Annotated in this window: 10 protein-coding genes; all 10 read left to right on the top strand. The window is 63.7% G+C overall.

Translation table 11 applies throughout. The features are described 5' to 3' along the window. Window positions 1-109 precede the first annotated feature (109 nt). The 10 genes from FME97_RS07845 (at window position 110) to FME97_RS07890 (ending at window position 15605) form a co-directional block, all read left to right on the top strand. The gene (locus tag FME97_RS07845) at window positions 110-1114 is read left to right on the top strand and encodes a FimB/Mfa2 family fimbrial subunit (protein ID WP_141428770.1); all 1005 of its coding nucleotides are present in this window, start codon (window positions 110-112) and stop codon (window positions 1112-1114) included. Between the two features lie 39 nt (window positions 1115-1153). Next, window positions 1154-3439, top strand: a complete 2286-nt coding sequence (locus tag FME97_RS07850; RefSeq protein ID WP_141428772.1) for a hypothetical protein — start codon at window positions 1154-1156, stop codon at window positions 3437-3439. Then, entirely contained in the window at window positions 3436-5982 is a 2547-nt protein-coding gene (locus FME97_RS07855) for a hypothetical protein (RefSeq protein ID WP_141428773.1), read from the top strand. Before FME97_RS07850 ends, FME97_RS07855 begins: the two co-directional genes overlap by 4 nt. A 9-nt stretch (window positions 5983-5991) precedes the next feature. Next, a complete protein-coding gene (locus tag FME97_RS07860; protein WP_141428775.1) occupies window positions 5992-10716 on the top strand; it encodes a BACON domain-containing protein in 4725 nt (1574 codons plus the stop codon). Window positions 10717-10732: 16 nt separating this feature from the next. Then, window positions 10733-11710, top strand: coding sequence for a DUF5106 domain-containing protein (locus FME97_RS07865; RefSeq protein WP_162502067.1), 978 nt, complete (start codon window positions 10733-10735; stop codon window positions 11708-11710). Beyond that, a complete protein-coding gene (locus tag FME97_RS07870; RefSeq protein ID WP_141428778.1) occupies window positions 11707-12921 on the top strand; it encodes a clostripain-related cysteine peptidase in 1215 nt (404 codons plus the stop codon). Before FME97_RS07865 ends, FME97_RS07870 begins: the two co-directional genes overlap by 4 nt. A 1-nt stretch (window position 12922) precedes the next feature. Next, entirely contained in the window at window positions 12923-13321 is a 399-nt protein-coding gene (locus tag FME97_RS07875; RefSeq protein WP_141428780.1) for a hypothetical protein, read from the top strand. An 87-nt stretch (window positions 13322-13408) separates the two neighbouring features. Further along, window positions 13409-13723 carry an HU family DNA-binding protein gene (locus tag FME97_RS07880; protein WP_141428782.1) on the top strand — a complete coding sequence of 105 codons (315 nt, stop codon included), beginning with the start codon at window positions 13409-13411 and terminating at the stop codon, window positions 13721-13723. 84 nt (window positions 13724-13807) lie between these two features. Next, window positions 13808-14992, top strand: coding sequence for an OmpA family protein (locus FME97_RS07885; RefSeq protein ID WP_141428784.1), 1185 nt, complete (start codon window positions 13808-13810; stop codon window positions 14990-14992). Between the two features lie 82 nt (window positions 14993-15074). Continuing rightward, entirely contained in the window at window positions 15075-15605 is a 531-nt protein-coding gene (locus FME97_RS07890) for an outer membrane beta-barrel protein (protein WP_141428786.1), read from the top strand. Window positions 15606-15864: the final 259 nt, after the last annotated feature.

Here is a 15864-nt window from a genome sequence, read left to right on the forward strand (position 1 = left end):
GGCACGGGCCGCGCGGTTTGTGCCGCCCCTTGTTTTTACGGTTTTTTCAAAACGGAGATTACGGATCACCGGCGGCCTCCGGCCTTCGGCGATCGTCTAAAACAGAATTATGTCGTTTCGCTGCATCCAATACCTTCGGCCCCTTTTCGCGGCGCTGATTCCGCTCGCGCTCTTCGGCGCGTGCAGTTTCGGCGATTCGTACGGAGACTGCGGACTCTACCTGCATTTCACCTATGAATACAACATGGCCGCTGCCGATGCTTCCCGTGAGATCGACCGCATTGATCTGCTCGTGTTCGATGCCGACGGAACGTACCTTTTCACCGAGACGGCCGGCCGGGAGGAGCTCGGCCGCACCGATTATACGCTGCCGCTTCACGAGAGACTCTCCCCCGGGACTTACATGTTTCTCGTCTGGGGCGGCCTGTCCGACGACTTCCGTCTGTCGGACGTTCGCAGCGCGACTGCGGACCTGCAACCCGGAAAGACCCGGTTGGAGGATGTCCGTCTGACCCTGACGCGCGTCGCGCAGGGAGTCTGCGATGCGGAACTGCATCCCGTCTGGTACGCCGCACCCCGGACGATCGCCTACGATCCCGGAGCGGGCCGCCGGACGCATACCATAGACCTGATGAAAGACACGAACCGCTTCCGGATTTCGCTGACCGAGGAGGGAACCTCGCGTGCCGACGCCTCGTCGGGCGGCCGGTCTCCCTATACGTTCGAGATCGTTTCGGCCGGGCACGAGGCCTACGACGCGGACAACCGGCCCGTCGGCGCGGACTCCGTGTCGTTCCTGCCGTACCGGATTTCGGGCGACCTGTCCGGCGCGGCAGGCGAACTCAACACGATGCGCCTGCTGGAGGACGTCCCCTGCCGTCTGGTGGTCCGAAGCGTGTACGATCCTGATAACATATTGTGGTCCAGAGACCTGATCGGACTGTTGGAACAAACCCGCCCCTCCGGGATCGCCTTGTTGCAGGAGTACCTCGACAGGCAGGACGAGTGGACGCTGTTCTTCAACTACAAGGGAGATGCGTTTTCGGGAACGTTCGTCGCCCTTTCGGTGACGATCAACGGCTGGACGATCTGGTTTCAGGGTTCCGATCTGTAATGCGAGACTGTTTTGCCTGGATTCCGAATACATAGACCGATGCTGTTGCTCCTGTTGATTCTCCTGTGCGGTTGTTCGCGGCGCTTCGCGCGTTTGCGGCGGAGCGGCGATGCGCGCGTGCAGGTTTCCATGCCTTCCCGGCGCCGGACACCCGAACCGGCCGCCGCGCCGCAGGGGGATACGACGGCCGCCTCCGGACCGATCACCTTCACCACCGAGGACGGCCGCGAACTCCGGCTCGTACCGGCGGCTTACGACGATCGGTTGCAGGAGTCGGTGATGAACCTTCGGATCGAACAGGTGACCATTTCGGTCAATAATATCCGCAATGTGGCCGAACGCAACGGCAAGATCGACCTGGAGTTTTCGGTGACGTTGCCCCGGGAGCTGCTCGACGACCAGTGGCGTGTAGAACTGGAGCCGGTGCTCTGCACGCGACAGGACACCTTTTCACTGCACCGGCTGCTGTTCACGGGCGAACGCTTCCGCCGCTTGCAGCGGCAGGACATGGCGCGTTACGACCGCTACCTGCATTCGATCGTGGACAGCGCGGACTACTTCCGCTGTTTCGCCGACGTCGCCGGATTCGAGTCCTACCTGCATAAGGCGGCGGTCCGGCGTCAGGCCCTGCTGGAGGAGAAGGCGCGGCTCGATGCCGCTGCCGGGAATACCGTCTCCGGGCGGAGCCGGCTCAGCGACCGGCGCGTGTACCGGCGGGGACTCCGCGACCTGCGGCGCCAGGCCGCACGCGAACGGCGCAGCCGGCTCGATTCGGTCGGGGCGCTCGGGCGTGCGGCGCAGGGGCATCCGTCCGATCCGCTCGCGGCCTACCTCGCGCCGCACTACAAGCCCCGGCCGGTGGAGACGCCCGGGTACGTGCGGGCGATCCGTCGCGAGCTTTCGGACAGTTCCGAGGTGCAGCGCAGCCGGATCCGCCGGCGGACGGTGGAGGCCAATATCCGCCTGCTGAGCGACCTGGACACGGCGGCCCTGATGCTCGAATACTACGATCTGCGCAAGATCGAGCGCAACGAGGAGCGTGCCCGGAACAAGGAAGAGGTTTTCCGCCGGGTCGTGCGTTTCCCCGAACTTCCCGGCACGCGGCTCGACACGATCGTGCACGCCGACCGGAGCGTGACCTACCGCTATGCCGAACAGATCGACGCGGGAGAACATACGGACCGGATCCACCTCTTCCTGCGCGGAGCGGTCACGTCGGTCGGCGGCCGCCGCTACGAACTTCCGGCGAGCGATACGCTGACCTATTCCGTGACTTCGATGATTTCGTTTATCGACGATGCGCCGCGTTACGTGCACCGCATCGTCAGACGCGACGCCGAGGCCGACGCCCGCTTTTTCTTCGTCTTTCCCAGGAACGGGACCGAAGTGCGGGAGGATTTGGCCGATAACCGCGCGCAGTTGGCGGCGGTGAAGCGCCTGACGCAGGCGTTGATGACCGATCCGGTCTTCATCATCGACAGCATCGCGCTGACGGCCACCTCGTCGCCCGAAGGTTCGTGGAAGGTCAATGACCGGCTGGCCCGGGAGCGATCCGCAGCGCTGAAGGAGGTGCTGGTGCGCGAGTTTCGGAAGATGAAGGATTCGCTCGGGATCGCCGGCTCCTATGTGCTGGATGCCGGCGGCGGCGTCCGCCGGATCGAGACGGATAACGGCCTGCCCGATCTGCCGGATCGCGTGCGTGCGGGATGGCTGGCCGAGGACTGGGGCCGGCTCGAGGAGCTCGTGCGGGCGGACTCCGCGCTGGCCGCCGACCGGGAGGGGATTCTCGCTCTCGTGCGGAAGGAGGTGGATCCCGACCGGAGGGAGTGGCTGATTCGCAAACGGTTCCCCGCGTCCTACGCATACATGCGCGAAAAGCTCTATCCGCAGATGCGCGCCGTGGATTTCCGCTTCTCTCTGCACCGCCGCGGCATGAAGCGGGACACGGTGTGGACGACGGTGCTGGACAGCGCCTACCTGCGCGGCGTGGAACTGCTGAAGAAACGGCGGTACGAGGAGGCGCTGGCCCTGTTGCGGCCTTACGAGGACCGGAACACGGCGTTGGCCTACATGTCCGTGGGGCTGGACCGCGCCGCCGCCCGCATTTTGGGGCGCGAGGAGACGCGCCGTCCGGACGACGCCGAAGTGAAATACATGCTCGCCGTGGTTTCGGCCCGGCTGGGCGACAACGAACGGGCGGTCAGGAGTCTGCTGCGGGCCGCGGAGTTGCAGCCGCGGCTGCGGTTCCGGGGAAATCTCGATCCGGAGCTTTCCGCCCTGATCCGGCGCTACGACCTGTTTAACGATAATACGGTGAATCTATGATACGGATGGCAATGGGAAGGATCGGTCTGCGCGCGTTTGTCGCGGCCGGACTTCTGGGACTTTACGCTTCGGCCTGCTCGCGGGAGAAGCTGCCGGCGGGAGCAGGCGGCGGCCCCCGCCCGGAAGCGGTTTATCTGGACGTGCGGCTGACAGCCGGCGACGCTCCGGCGTCGCGCGCCATGACGGCGGATGCGGAGTCCGCGATCGACATCGGCTCCCTGCGCGTGCTGGTTTTCGACGAACGGGACCGTCTGTCCGACGTGGCCCCCTGCACCATTCACAATGCTTCGTTCGTGACGTTCCGCCTGCGGGGCAGCGTCAATGGGGAGAAATACCGCGTGGTCATGCTGGTCAATGCGGAGAACGCCCCTTCGGTGGCCGAACTGCGGACGAAATGGATCGGAAGACCCTATTCCGAGCTGGCCGAAGCCTGTTTCTTTTTCGACGTGAACGGGGCGTGGGACACCTCCCTCCGCACCTCTATTCCCATGTGGGCCGGGTTCGAACCGATGGTCGTCGAACCGGATATGCCCTTTCCGAAGAACGTGCGGATGATCCGTGCCGTCGCCCGGGCCGATGTCGGCGTGGGGGTGGACGAGAACGGTATGCCGGACCCTGCGGCGCGGATCGCCGAATTCCGGCTGGACAGCGTCCGGCTGTTCGGCAGCAAGCGCCGCGGCTGGGCGATGCCCCGGCCGGATGCCTTCGTCGCGGATCAGGACGCCGCGCTGACCGAGGCGTCGGCTCCCTCGCTCTGGGTGCCGGAGTACGCTTCGAACGGGCTGCTGCCGGGCGGCGGTTACGATGCGAAGGGCGATGTGGGCGGACTGCTCTATGCGGTTCCGCAGCTCGGCGGCGGCTCGGCGGCGCTTTTCCGCGGGATTTACCTGGCCGAGTCGGCCGAGTTCCCGGCGGATTCGGCCTGTCTGGTCCTCAGCGGCCGTTACAAGTCCGATCCCAATGCTTCGTGGAACGACGTCGAAACGACCTATTACCGTGTCGATTTCTGCCGCGACGTTCGGGACGGCGGCGGGCTCGCGCCCGTGCTGCGCAACCACCGCTATCTGTTCAGTGTCAAACGGGTGTCGGGTCCGGGAATGCCTACCGTCGAGGAAGCGCTGAAGTCGGCGTCGGTCAATCTGGAGGTGGACGTCGAGTCGTGGAACGACTTTCCGGAGACGGAGACCGCCGACAGGATCGTGCCGTTGCATCTGGAGCTGAAGGGACTGGATTTCGCCGGGGACGGCTCGGCCGCCTATGCGGGCGATTACGAATCGTTCCGGCGGCAGGACGGGAACGGCGGCGAGAGCCCCTATCTGGACCGGCCGGATGCCGGCGGCGGGTACGACCGCGAGCGTCTGCTGCACAATGTGGCCGTCGCCGCCTACCGGGCCGACGACGGGACGTTCGACGAATTGCTGGCCTTCGATCGTTTCGACCTGACGAACGGGCGGAACGACCTTTACATCGGGATAAGCCGCAGACCCTATGCCCGGCGGCTGGTCGTGCTGGCTAATTTCGCTCTGGGCACGGCCGCCGGATTGGAAAAGGCGCTCTCGGTCACCACGCTGTCGGATTTCTCCTCCTGGTCGGGATTCCGGCAGGTGTGCGTGCCTTCGGGCGGGCAGCTTTTATGGAACGACCTGCCGTTCAGCGGGATCAGCCGGACGATCGCACCGGAGGAGCTTCGGGAAGGAGCCGTCGCCTCGGTCGATGTGGGGCTGCTCGCCGCCGTCGCGCGGCTGGACGTGGGGATCAATTATGCCGATATCTCCGTCGGGAAGGACGGCGCGGGACAGCCTGCGGGTGCTCCCGGGGTGACCTATCCGTTCTATCTGCGGGGCGTCTATGTCGTGAATTACCGTTCGCACTTCTCCCTGACGCCCGATTTCGGGGCGGCGGACGAACTTGCGGCAGGGACGGTGAAGGACCCTTCGCCTGCGGGTGCGCCGGTCGAAGCCGCCGTTCCGGCCGACATGTTGCGGTATCCGCTCGCCTATCCCGCCGCATCGGCCGACGCCGGACTGAAACACGTGCTGCTGCGGCAGATTTACCTGCCCGAGACGGCCGCGGGATCGCAGACCGTGCTCATCGTGAAGGGCGGGCCCGATGCGTCGGACGACCGGAACGACACCTATTACAAGGTGGTGCTGGACAAGGAGTTGCTGCGGAATCACCGCTACGTGTTGAATCTCAATAATATAACGGCTCCGGGGGCTGCCACGCCCGAGGCTGCGCTGAACGGTTCGCCCGCCGAGGCGGTGTTCACGCTGCTCACGTGGGAAAACCGGGTGGTCGATCTGCCCAACGTCGGGCAATACGTGCTGAGCGTGCGGGAGCAGTATCGGAACGACGTCGTGCACACCTGCGCGGCGGGGGACGTGATCCGCGTGATTACGACCTATCCGACCTGGCATCTGCTCGACGCGACGGACCGGGTGGTTTCGTCCGGCAGCCGGGGAACATCGTATTTGACGGCTCCTGCGAAGGGAAGCTACCGGATCAAGGCCGGAAGTCTCTATTGGAGCCTTACCGTAAAATAGAATCACTCCATGAAACGATTGAATCAGTTGTTGCGAATCCTTTTGCCGTCGGGCGTGCTTGCGCTCTGCGCGGCAGGATGTACGACCGACGGGGTCGATGACTCCCGCTCCGGACGTCCCGGGGCCGTGGAACTGGTGCTCGGAGTCTCCGTTTCGGGCGACAAGGCGCTTTCGCGGGCCATGACCGCGGGGCAGGAGAGCGAGGTGGCGGAACTGACCGCGCTGGTTTTCGGTGCCGATGACGACGGGTATCGCTACACGGCGAAAACCCAGGTGAAAGGCCCCGGCGAATACCGCATCCTGCTGGAACGTCCGGTCGGATCGGGCAAGGAGCGGTTGTATCTGGTGCTGCTGGCCAATTTGGACGAGGAGACGCGGAAGCTGTTGCCCTCTTCTTCCGATGTAGGCGTGTCGGGCGGGACGCTGCTCGAGCGGATCGTATCCGTCTGCGAGGACCGGTGGCCCGCGCAGAACGCGCAGGGCGAGGAGCTGCGCCCGATTCCCATGTGGGCGCAGTCCGGGGCCTTCGAGATCGACCGGGATACGGAGGAGGCCGACGTGAAGCTCGCTCCCGTCTCCCTGCTGCGTGCGCTGGCGCGTCTCGACCTGAAGATCGACGATACGGCGCTCGACGGGAGCGGCATGACGTTCACGCCGACCGCCTTCTTCGTCTGCAATGCCCGGACCTCGGGCCGCGTGTCGCCCGACCCGGCGGTGTTCGACGCATCGGGCAGGCGGGTCACGGCGCCTACGGTTCCGTCCGGCAGCGCGTCCGGCCGGTTCGCCTATGCCTTTCCGGAAGGTTCGGGGGAGCTCGTGCGGACGATTTACCTCTTCGAAGCCCCTGCCGACGATCCGGTGTACGGGATTCTCGAAGGCGTGTTCTCCGCGCCGACCCTTCCGGATCCGGTTCCGTGCTACTATTATGTCGGGTTTCGCGGCAAGGACGACGCGGATACGTCTCCCGTGCTGCGCAACCACCGCTATACGCTCGTCGTACCCGTGAAGGGACCCGGTGCGGTGTCGGAGGAGGATGCGTTGAAGGGAACGCCCGTGGAGGACGTCGCGCTTTCGGCCGTTCCCTGGACCGAAGACTACACCGATGACGATTCGTCGATGGATCTCAAGGACCGGAAGGTTCCTGTCGTGCTCCGTCTGAAGGTGCAGTCCCCTTCGGTCGTCCCGGTGAAGACCCGGGCGGCCGACGCCGCCTCCGCGGGGATGCACGTCTCGGTACTGCAATATTTTTCGGACGGGCAGGACTGGGTGCTGCGGGCCGTGACGTCTTCCCTGCTGGCCGTGTACGATCCGGCGAAGGACGAGTATGTGTGCAGGACCGAACTGATTCGCTCCGATTCCGAACGCGAACAGCGGATCGCGGTCTTTGCGGCGGATGCGAACTCGGACCCGCAGTCCGAGTCCGTCGATGGGGCGAATCCCCAGACGCATCCGTCGATCGGCCGGCTGTTCGAAGCGTACAGCGTCGGCAGCACGGTTTCCGAGGGAACCTATACCTCGTCGGGAATTTCGGCGGCCCGTTCCCATCTGACCGAGGGCGATACGATCGGCGTGAACATGGTGCGGGCTCTGGCGCGCATCGACTTCGGGGTGGGCATGGAGACCGACCCGGCGAAGAATCCGGATTATACGACCGCGACGGGAAAGATCGCCTCGGGTTCGTTCGAGGTGACGAGCGTGTCGCTTTACAATGCCTATAGCCGTTCGGCGCTCTTCCCCGAACTGGGGCATGCCGCGGCGATCGAGGAGTTCCGCAAGGGTCGTGTGTCGCGGCCTGCGCAGCCGGCGTGGAGAAAGAGCAAGCCCGGCTATTTCCTCCGGCAGCCCGTTCCCTTCTCCTATGCCGACAACCTGTCGCTCGGGAACCATGTCGGGGAGTCGCCTCTCGTGGCCTACGGCGATCCGGCTCCGATCGGGGCGGATTCGGTCTGCGAATCGTATCTGATCGTCGAGGGCCGGTACACGGAGGCCAATCTGGACGGGACCTCCACGAATTACCGCAAATCCTATTACCGGATCGACTTCGTGTGCGACGGGAAGCCAGTGCCGCTGTTGCGCAACCATCGCTATATCGTCAATGTCGTCGCCGTGAGCGGTCCGGGAGCCGCCCGGCCGGAGGACGCCACCTCCGAGAACCTGACGGCCGAGATCACGGTCGATGACCAGAATTCGGCCATGGACATCGTCACCGACGGACACTATTATCTGGGTCTGAATCCGCGTATGCTCTTTTTCAACGGGTTGGGTTATCCGACCGAGACCCAGTACGAGGGCGACCTTTCGACCGATGCTCCGGCATGGACCGCGGCGCTTTCGGAGGACTATCCGAAGAACTGGAGCTCGAAGTACGTACTTGTCGATCCTTCGGGTGGGGCCGGAAAGAATCGGCGGTTCGTCCGGGTGAACGACGGTACGCAGGACGGCCGGCTGCCCGAGCTCGTGTCGGATGCGCGTCATGCGACGGTCCGGGTGACGGCCGGCAACCTCGCGGATTCGCTGACGATCATCCAGTCGCCTGTGACGGCCGAGGATTTCCGTTTGTACGTCGAACCGGCGTCGTGCGCTTGCTACGAAACGGAAGTACCCGTGCGGGCCTATATCGACTCCCGGTTCGCTTCGATGGCATGGAGTGCCGGGAGCTTCTGGCCTTCGGGAAGCGCCGTTCCGGGGCATTCGTATTATCTCGGCGAGACGTCGGGCGTGTTCGACGGCGGCATTCAGGGCAGCGGTCCGCAGCAGGGGAAGGCGTTCCGCGAAGTGAAGGGGCGGTTCAACACGTATAATAATACGGCGAACGACATCGTGGTCGGTGCGAAATTTTCCCTGACCGGATACACCCATGCCGCCGTATCGGGTTCCGCACTGGTTACGCAGCATGCGGCGGAGAAGACGCCGCTGCGTGTGAAGGTCACCTACCGGGTGCGTTATACTGCGGTGAATCCATCGACGGGTACGTCTTATTACGGTTCCGAGACGAACGGTTCTTCGGCGATCTATTCGGTCGCATCCGGTTCGGCGACGCAGACGATCGAATTTCCGAACGAGCCCGATCTGGTTTATTATTCGGATGTTAACAGATGGGGTAATAATTTCACACGGGGTGCGGTGATTCAGCTCGCACCCGACTGCGAAATTCCGGAGGCGGATATTTCGATGACGTCGGGTGCCGGTGCGGTTTCGGCTTACGCATTCAGTGCCTATACGGATTTAGGTCAGTTTCTGTCCAGCGATAAGTTCATGTTCGTCCCTTCCGGGGTCACCGAGAACAAGACGATCACCAAGAGCCAAAGCAACTGGTATTACTTGCTGGTTCCGGAGATGACCTACCTGAAGGCCGATGCGAGCGCTACGGTCACCGTTTCCACGAAGTGCGGCCAGTCGCTCAAACTGGTGTTTTCCCGCAAGAAGGCCGTCCCGGCGCTGGAGGCCGTGCCTGCGGAGTTCACCGTTCCCAATACGAAGGGGTCGGACCGGATCGCGGTCCGGGTCTCGCCCAAACACATGGGCTGGACGGTGTCGAGCGATGCGTCGTGGCTTACCGCAACGCCCGCCAAAGGGTATTACAGCCCAGACCCGTGGAGCGTGCAGATCAATTATGAGGCCAATACCGGAGGCGACCGGACCGGGCATCTCACGTTCAGACACCAGGACGGAACGGTCTCCAAAATCGTCACCGTACATCAGACTACGGGTGTCCAGTCGCTGTCGGTTTCCCCCGCATCGCTGTCGTTCGTCCCGAAGGGCGGTTCGCAGCAGATCCAGGTGACGACCGAGAACGGCGGCGGCTGGAAGGTGCAGTCGAAGCCCGATTGGATCACCCTGACGCCGGCGGGCGGCTCCGGCGGCAAGGTGACGGTCGCGTGTGCGAAAAATTCGCTCAAAAACGACGATCCTTCGGCTGTCCGGAAGGGAGAGATCGTGCTCGTGCATACGAAGAATGCGAAAATCGTCCGCAAGATCGCCGTTTCGCAGCCTCATTATTATTTCAAGGTCGAAGGTCAGATTCCGGCTTGGGTCTCGGCCGACGGCGGTTCCTATGCGTTTACGATCACGACCCGCGGAACGACATGGAGTCAGACGGCGACTTCCGGCGGCTGGCTTTCCGATCTTTCGCCCTCGAAAGGCGGCGACGAGACGAGCAGTCTGGTGCGTACGTCCGTTACGTACAAGGTGCAGCCGAACCGCGGCTCGGCCGACGAGTTTTCGGCCCCGCATCGGCAGGGATACTACAATATCACGTGGCCCGGCCTTTATGTGATTTCCTATTACGTGGACCAGTATGCCTGGACGGGCGATCCCGGCATCATGATCATGTCGCCGGTCTATCCGACGCAGGCCAACACCTGCCCGCCGGGCTACCGTATGCCCCGTTACGGAGGCCCCCGGACCTACGATTACACCGAGCGGCTGAAGAACGGCCTGATCGTCGCCGGACTGGATACCTATCCCGGATACTGCCGGTTCTACACCTATCCGGAGACCGACGAACATTCGAAATGGTACAATAACATGAAGCCCGTATGGTTTCAGCCCATGGGCGAGTACAGCAGCTATCCCTATTTCCTGGTGGGCGTGAAGGCCCGTTACGGGGATTCGTGGACGATACCCGATACCTTTGGAGGTATCAATGCTCCCAGCGAGAGCGGCTTATTCTATCCGTGGCACACGCTGATGGCTTTCCGGGTCTGTCTGAAAAAATCGGTATGGGGAAACTGAAATGCAGCGTATGAATATGAAACGGTTTGTCAAATACATGCTCGGAGCCGCGGCGGCGGTCATCGCCGCCGCCGCGCTCGCCGTAGCCGTCGTTACGGTCGGTTTCTACGGGGGATCTTCCGGCGGATCCGAAGAGCGGGCGTCGCGGCCGGATTCCGCGGCGCCGTATGCGGGGCCCCGCATTCCGGACGTGATGGCCGATCCCGCCGAGCGGGCGTCGTGGTTCGTCGAACGGTTCTGGGACGGATTCGATTTCCGCGATACGACGCAGTTGCGGCCGGAACGGCTCGATCCGGCCTTCGGGGAGTTCGCTTCGGCGGCCCTTTACGCCGATCCGGCGGTGCGCGACGCGAGCCTCCGGCGGATGCTGGACAGCGCGGCCCGGGGCGGGGAGGCGGCGTTGGAGCGGTTCGCCTCGCTCGCCGAGGAGTATTTCGGTTCGCGGGACCGGTCCACGCGTTCGGAGGATGCGCTGATCTGCGCGATGGAAAAGCTGCTGGCGATGCCCGGCACGGATTCGCCGCTGCGGGACCGTTACAGGTTTCTGCTGGAGATGGCGCTGCGCAACCGTCCCGGGACTCTGGCCGCCGATATTCTCTTTACGGACAGGCGGGGTGTCGAACGGCGGCTTTCGTCCGTGCGGGCGGAGTACACGGTGTTGCTCTTCTACGATCCGGCCTGCGAGAGCTGCCGGGCCGTGGAACGCTGGATCGCCGGGTCGCCCGTGTACGGTGACTGCATCGACCGGGGGCGGCTGAAGGTCGTGGCGATCTACGCCGGAGACGACCGCCGGACGTGGCTCGACGGGCTCGGGGAGCTGCCCCGGTCGTGGATCGCGGGATACGACCCGCAACTGCGGATCGTGCGGTCGTTGTCCTACGACACGGGCGGCGTGCCGCTGCTCTACCTGCTCGACCGCGACAAGCGGGTGGTGCTCAAGGAGCCGCGGGTGGACGAACTGGAGATGTGGTTGCAACGGAATGCGGTGAAATGATACGGACGATTCTGCTTTTTCTGGCGGCTTTGCCGCTGGTCTCCTGCATCGGGGAGGATGCCGGCGATTCCGCGCCGGAGGGTCCGGCCCGGACGGTGCTGGTGTGGCTCGGGGGCGATAACGACCTGACGGGGGAGGTCGCGCAGAAGATCGAGGCGCTGCGTCGCGGATGGCGCCCGACGGGCGGCGCATGCCTGATCTATGCGGATTCGAGACGCGACGGCGCACGTCTGCTGCGCCTGCGGGGCGGCTGTGCGGCGGCGCCCGAGCCCTATGTCGAGACGGTCGCGGAATACGGTCCGGAAAACTCGGCTTCGGCGGAGGTTTTCGGGCGGGTTTTACGGGATGTGACGGCGGCGTATCCGGCCGATGGTTATGGATTGGTCTTTTTTTCTCATGGGAGCGGCTGGCTCCCGGCCGGAACGCTCCGCAATGCCGCAGGGGAGGCGGGATCTGCCTCTGCCTCCCCGGCATCCCGTTCTCTGGGACGCGACGACAGCGTGCCCGAAGGTGGCTCCGCGGAGATGGAACTCGCGGATTTCGCCGGGGCGATTCCGGACGGCGCACTGGATTTCATCCTCTTCGAGTCGTGCTTTTCGGCGGGCGTGGAGGTCGCCTATGCGCTGCGGCACAAGGCCCGCTACCTGCTGGTCTCGTCGGCCGAGATGCTCTCGCCGGGATTCGCTCCGGTCTATCCGACGGCCCTGCCGCTGCTTTTCGATGCGTCGCGTCCGACGGCCGATGCCCTCGCGGCTTTCGGCCGCGCCTACATGGATTACATAAACACGCTCGACGGCGCTTTCCGCTCTGCGACGCTGAGCCTTGTCGATACGTCATACATGGATGTCCTCGCTGCCCGGATACGGGAATTGCTCGGCAACTCTTCTCATAGGGCTGACATTTCAATCGGGTTGCAGCATTTCGACCGCCCGGGCAGCTACGGGGACATTCCCGCCGTACCGCGTTTCTTCGACTTCGGCCAGTGGGCCGGACGGATCGCGGGAGATGAAGTGAACGCCGTTTTCGGGGAGCAGATGAAACGCACGGTGATATGGGAGGAGAGTACGGAGCGTTTCCTGCCCTCGCAAAACGGTTTTGAAATCCGCTGCCATTCGGGCCTCACGGTCTATGTAGAGCAGCCGGAGCTTGTGAAACTCAACGAATATTACCGCCGGACGGCCTGGTACGGGGCCGTGTGGGGCGGCAACTGATATGGAACGTTACGCTTTGTTTTGGAGTGCGCCGGGATATTGGCCGGCGATGTGTCTGGCGGCGGCGTGCGTCGCGGTCTGCTGGTTCGGAATCAGGTCGTTTGTCATCCGGCGGAAACGCCGCAGGATGGAGGATTACCGGCAATTCGTGACCGACACCTATTGCCGGCGCGGAGAGCGGGTCCCGGCCCTTATCCTGCGCTATTACCGCCGGGAGATCGAAGCGTATAACGAGGCGCGGCGGGGGCTGCCGTTCCGCCTTCTCTGGCGGGAGGAGCCCGACGGGGAGGAGTTCCCGTCCCCTGCGCCGGAACGGTCCGCCGCGGTTCCGCCGGAGAGCGGGGAGCGCGGGCCGGGAGCGGCGCGGGGGACGCCGGGAAAGGGTCGTAAAATCCGATAGCTCTTAGCTCTTCCGTTCGGATCCGGCCCGGGCAGGGCGGCGGATGCGGCGCGGAGGGGCGACAGTTTAACCTTAATAAAATTTCAGATGAACAAGAGAGAATTAGTGAAGGCCGTGGCCGCCGAGAGCGGATTCACCGGCGTCGAAGCCGCCAGGGCGGCGAATGCAATGCTTCGGGTCATCGCGCAGAGCCTGCAACGGGGCGAACGAGTCTCCGTACCCGGTTTCGGAGCCTTTTCGGTCCGCGACCGGAAGGGACGCACGGGACATAACCCCGCGACGGGCAAGGCGATCCGGATCGAGGCCAAACGGGTCGTGAAGTTCAAGCCCGGCAAGGCATTGCAGTTCGATGCGGCGCCTTCGGGCGCATCGAAATCCGTCCGGAAAGGCGTCCGCCGCTGATCGGAATCCATTTTACTAACCGGGCGCCCGTCTCCGGCTCCGGCCGGGATCAGCGGCGGGACGCCGAAAATCTTACGGAAAAATATGAAAAACGCATTTGTCCGCGGCGCATTGGCCGCAACCCTGACGCTCGTCTCGGCGGGTGTCATGGCGCAGGAGAACGGTAACCGCGACGAGCGGGGAGGGATCGTGCGCGGTCCCTACGAGACCAACCGTTTTTTCGACAACATCTTCATCGGGATCGCCGGCGGCGTGAACGTCTATCACGGCGAGAACGATTCGCACGGCGGATTCGGGAAACGGCTCGCTCCGGCGCTGGACCTCAACGTCGGCAAGTGGATCACGCCGGCCGTAGGCGTGCGCATCGGCTATTCGGGGCTGAATGCCAAGGGATGGACCTTCGGACAGACGGCCTACGCGAAGTCCCCCGTCGGGGAAGGATTCTATCGGGAGAAGTTCGGCGTGTCGTATCTGCACGGGGATTTCATGTGGAATCTTTCGGACGCCGTGAGCGGATACAAGCAGACGAGGACGTGGAATTTCGTGCCCTTCCTCGGGGCCGGGTGGGCCCGGTCGTACGGCAACGGGACGTATAAGAACGAGTTCGCCCTGAGTGCGGGCCTGCTCAACGACATCCGGCTGTGCGACCTGTTGGACCTGACGCTCGAAATGCGCCACCTGTTCGTGAACCAGCGGTTCGACGGGGTGGCCCGCGGCGGCCGCGGCGAGGGAATGACCTCGGTGACGGTCGGACTGTCGTTCAAACTGAACCGGCGCGGGTTCCGCCGGGTGAAGCCCGTCGCGGCGCCCGACTATACGCCCTATCTGACCCGTATCGACGCGTTGGAGAATGCCAGGAACATTCTCGAAGCCGAGAAAAAGACGCTCGCCGACGAGAATGCCCGGCTGCGTGAGCGCGAACCCGAGACGGTGCAGGTCGCTTCGGTGTCGGCGACGCCCGTGGCGCTCTTCTTCCGGATCGGGCAGGCCACGCTCGACAAGAAGGAGCTGGCGAATCTGGACTTCTACGTGAAGAACGCCCTCGAAGCCGACAGGGAGAAGGTCTTCACGCTCTGCGGCTCCGCCGACAAGGCTACGGGCACGGCGGCCGGGAATCAGCGTCTGAGCGAAAAACGCATGGAATACGTCTATAAACTGCTCGTCGAGAAGTACGGCGTGGCGAAGGAGCGGCTGCGCAAGGTCGCCGAAGGGGACCGGAACAACCTCTTCGCGGATCCGGAACTGAACCGTGCGGTAATCATCCGGTAGCCGCCGGAGAGAAAAGAAGTGGAAAACCCGGTTCCGGAGGGTGCGGGACTGCCTCTCCGGAACCCTTAAAAACAATGTTTATATGAATAGGAAGAAGATTTTGATGCTTCTGTTCGCCTTCGCGGCGTGCAGTGCGGCCGTTCCGACGGTTTCGGCCCAGGAGAGCGGCTGGTGGATCGGCGGCCGGGTCGGCTATTGGCACGACAAGGTGGAGGGCGTGACCTCTTCGGGGTTTGCGCTGGCCCCCGAGTTCGGTCACGATTTCAATGCGAAGTGGAGCCTGGGCGGCGTGCTCGGATTCGACTACCGGAAAACAGGGAATACGAGCGACGAGGTCTTCGTGATCGAACCGTATGCGCGCTACAAGTATTTCTCCAGGGACCGTTTCACGCTCTTCGTGGACGGCGGGTTCGGTGTCGCTATGGGCGACGGGAGCGGCTGGAAGGTCGGGCTGACGCCCGGGCTGGCGTTTAGGATTTCGGACCGTTTCAGCCTGCTGACCAGCTTCGGATTCCTCGGCTACAAGAACGACTATTACAACGGAGGGGGCGACGGATTCGGATTCGACTTCAGGAGTTCCGATCTGCGGTTCGGATTCTTCTACTCCTTCTGACGACCGGGGCCGATGGCGGACCGGTCGGGAGCTGTATCGAATTGTTGTTTCCGGTCCGTCGTCGCCCCGCCTTTTTCCGGCCGCCGGTTTGTCGGCCGGATTTTCCCGGGCTGCGCTGCGCCGCCCGGGAGGCTTCGGAATCGTGCGGGCCGGCCGTAGTGTCTTTGTCGTCACAAGGATAGTGAAAACCGGCCGCACGGTTCTTTTAAGTGAAACTTTCTAAATTGCTATGGTTCCGGATGGCCCGGCCCCGTCCCCG

This window comes from Alistipes dispar, from assembly GCF_006542685.1.
Taxonomy (GTDB): Bacteria; Bacteroidota; Bacteroidia; order Bacteroidales; family Rikenellaceae; genus Alistipes; species Alistipes dispar.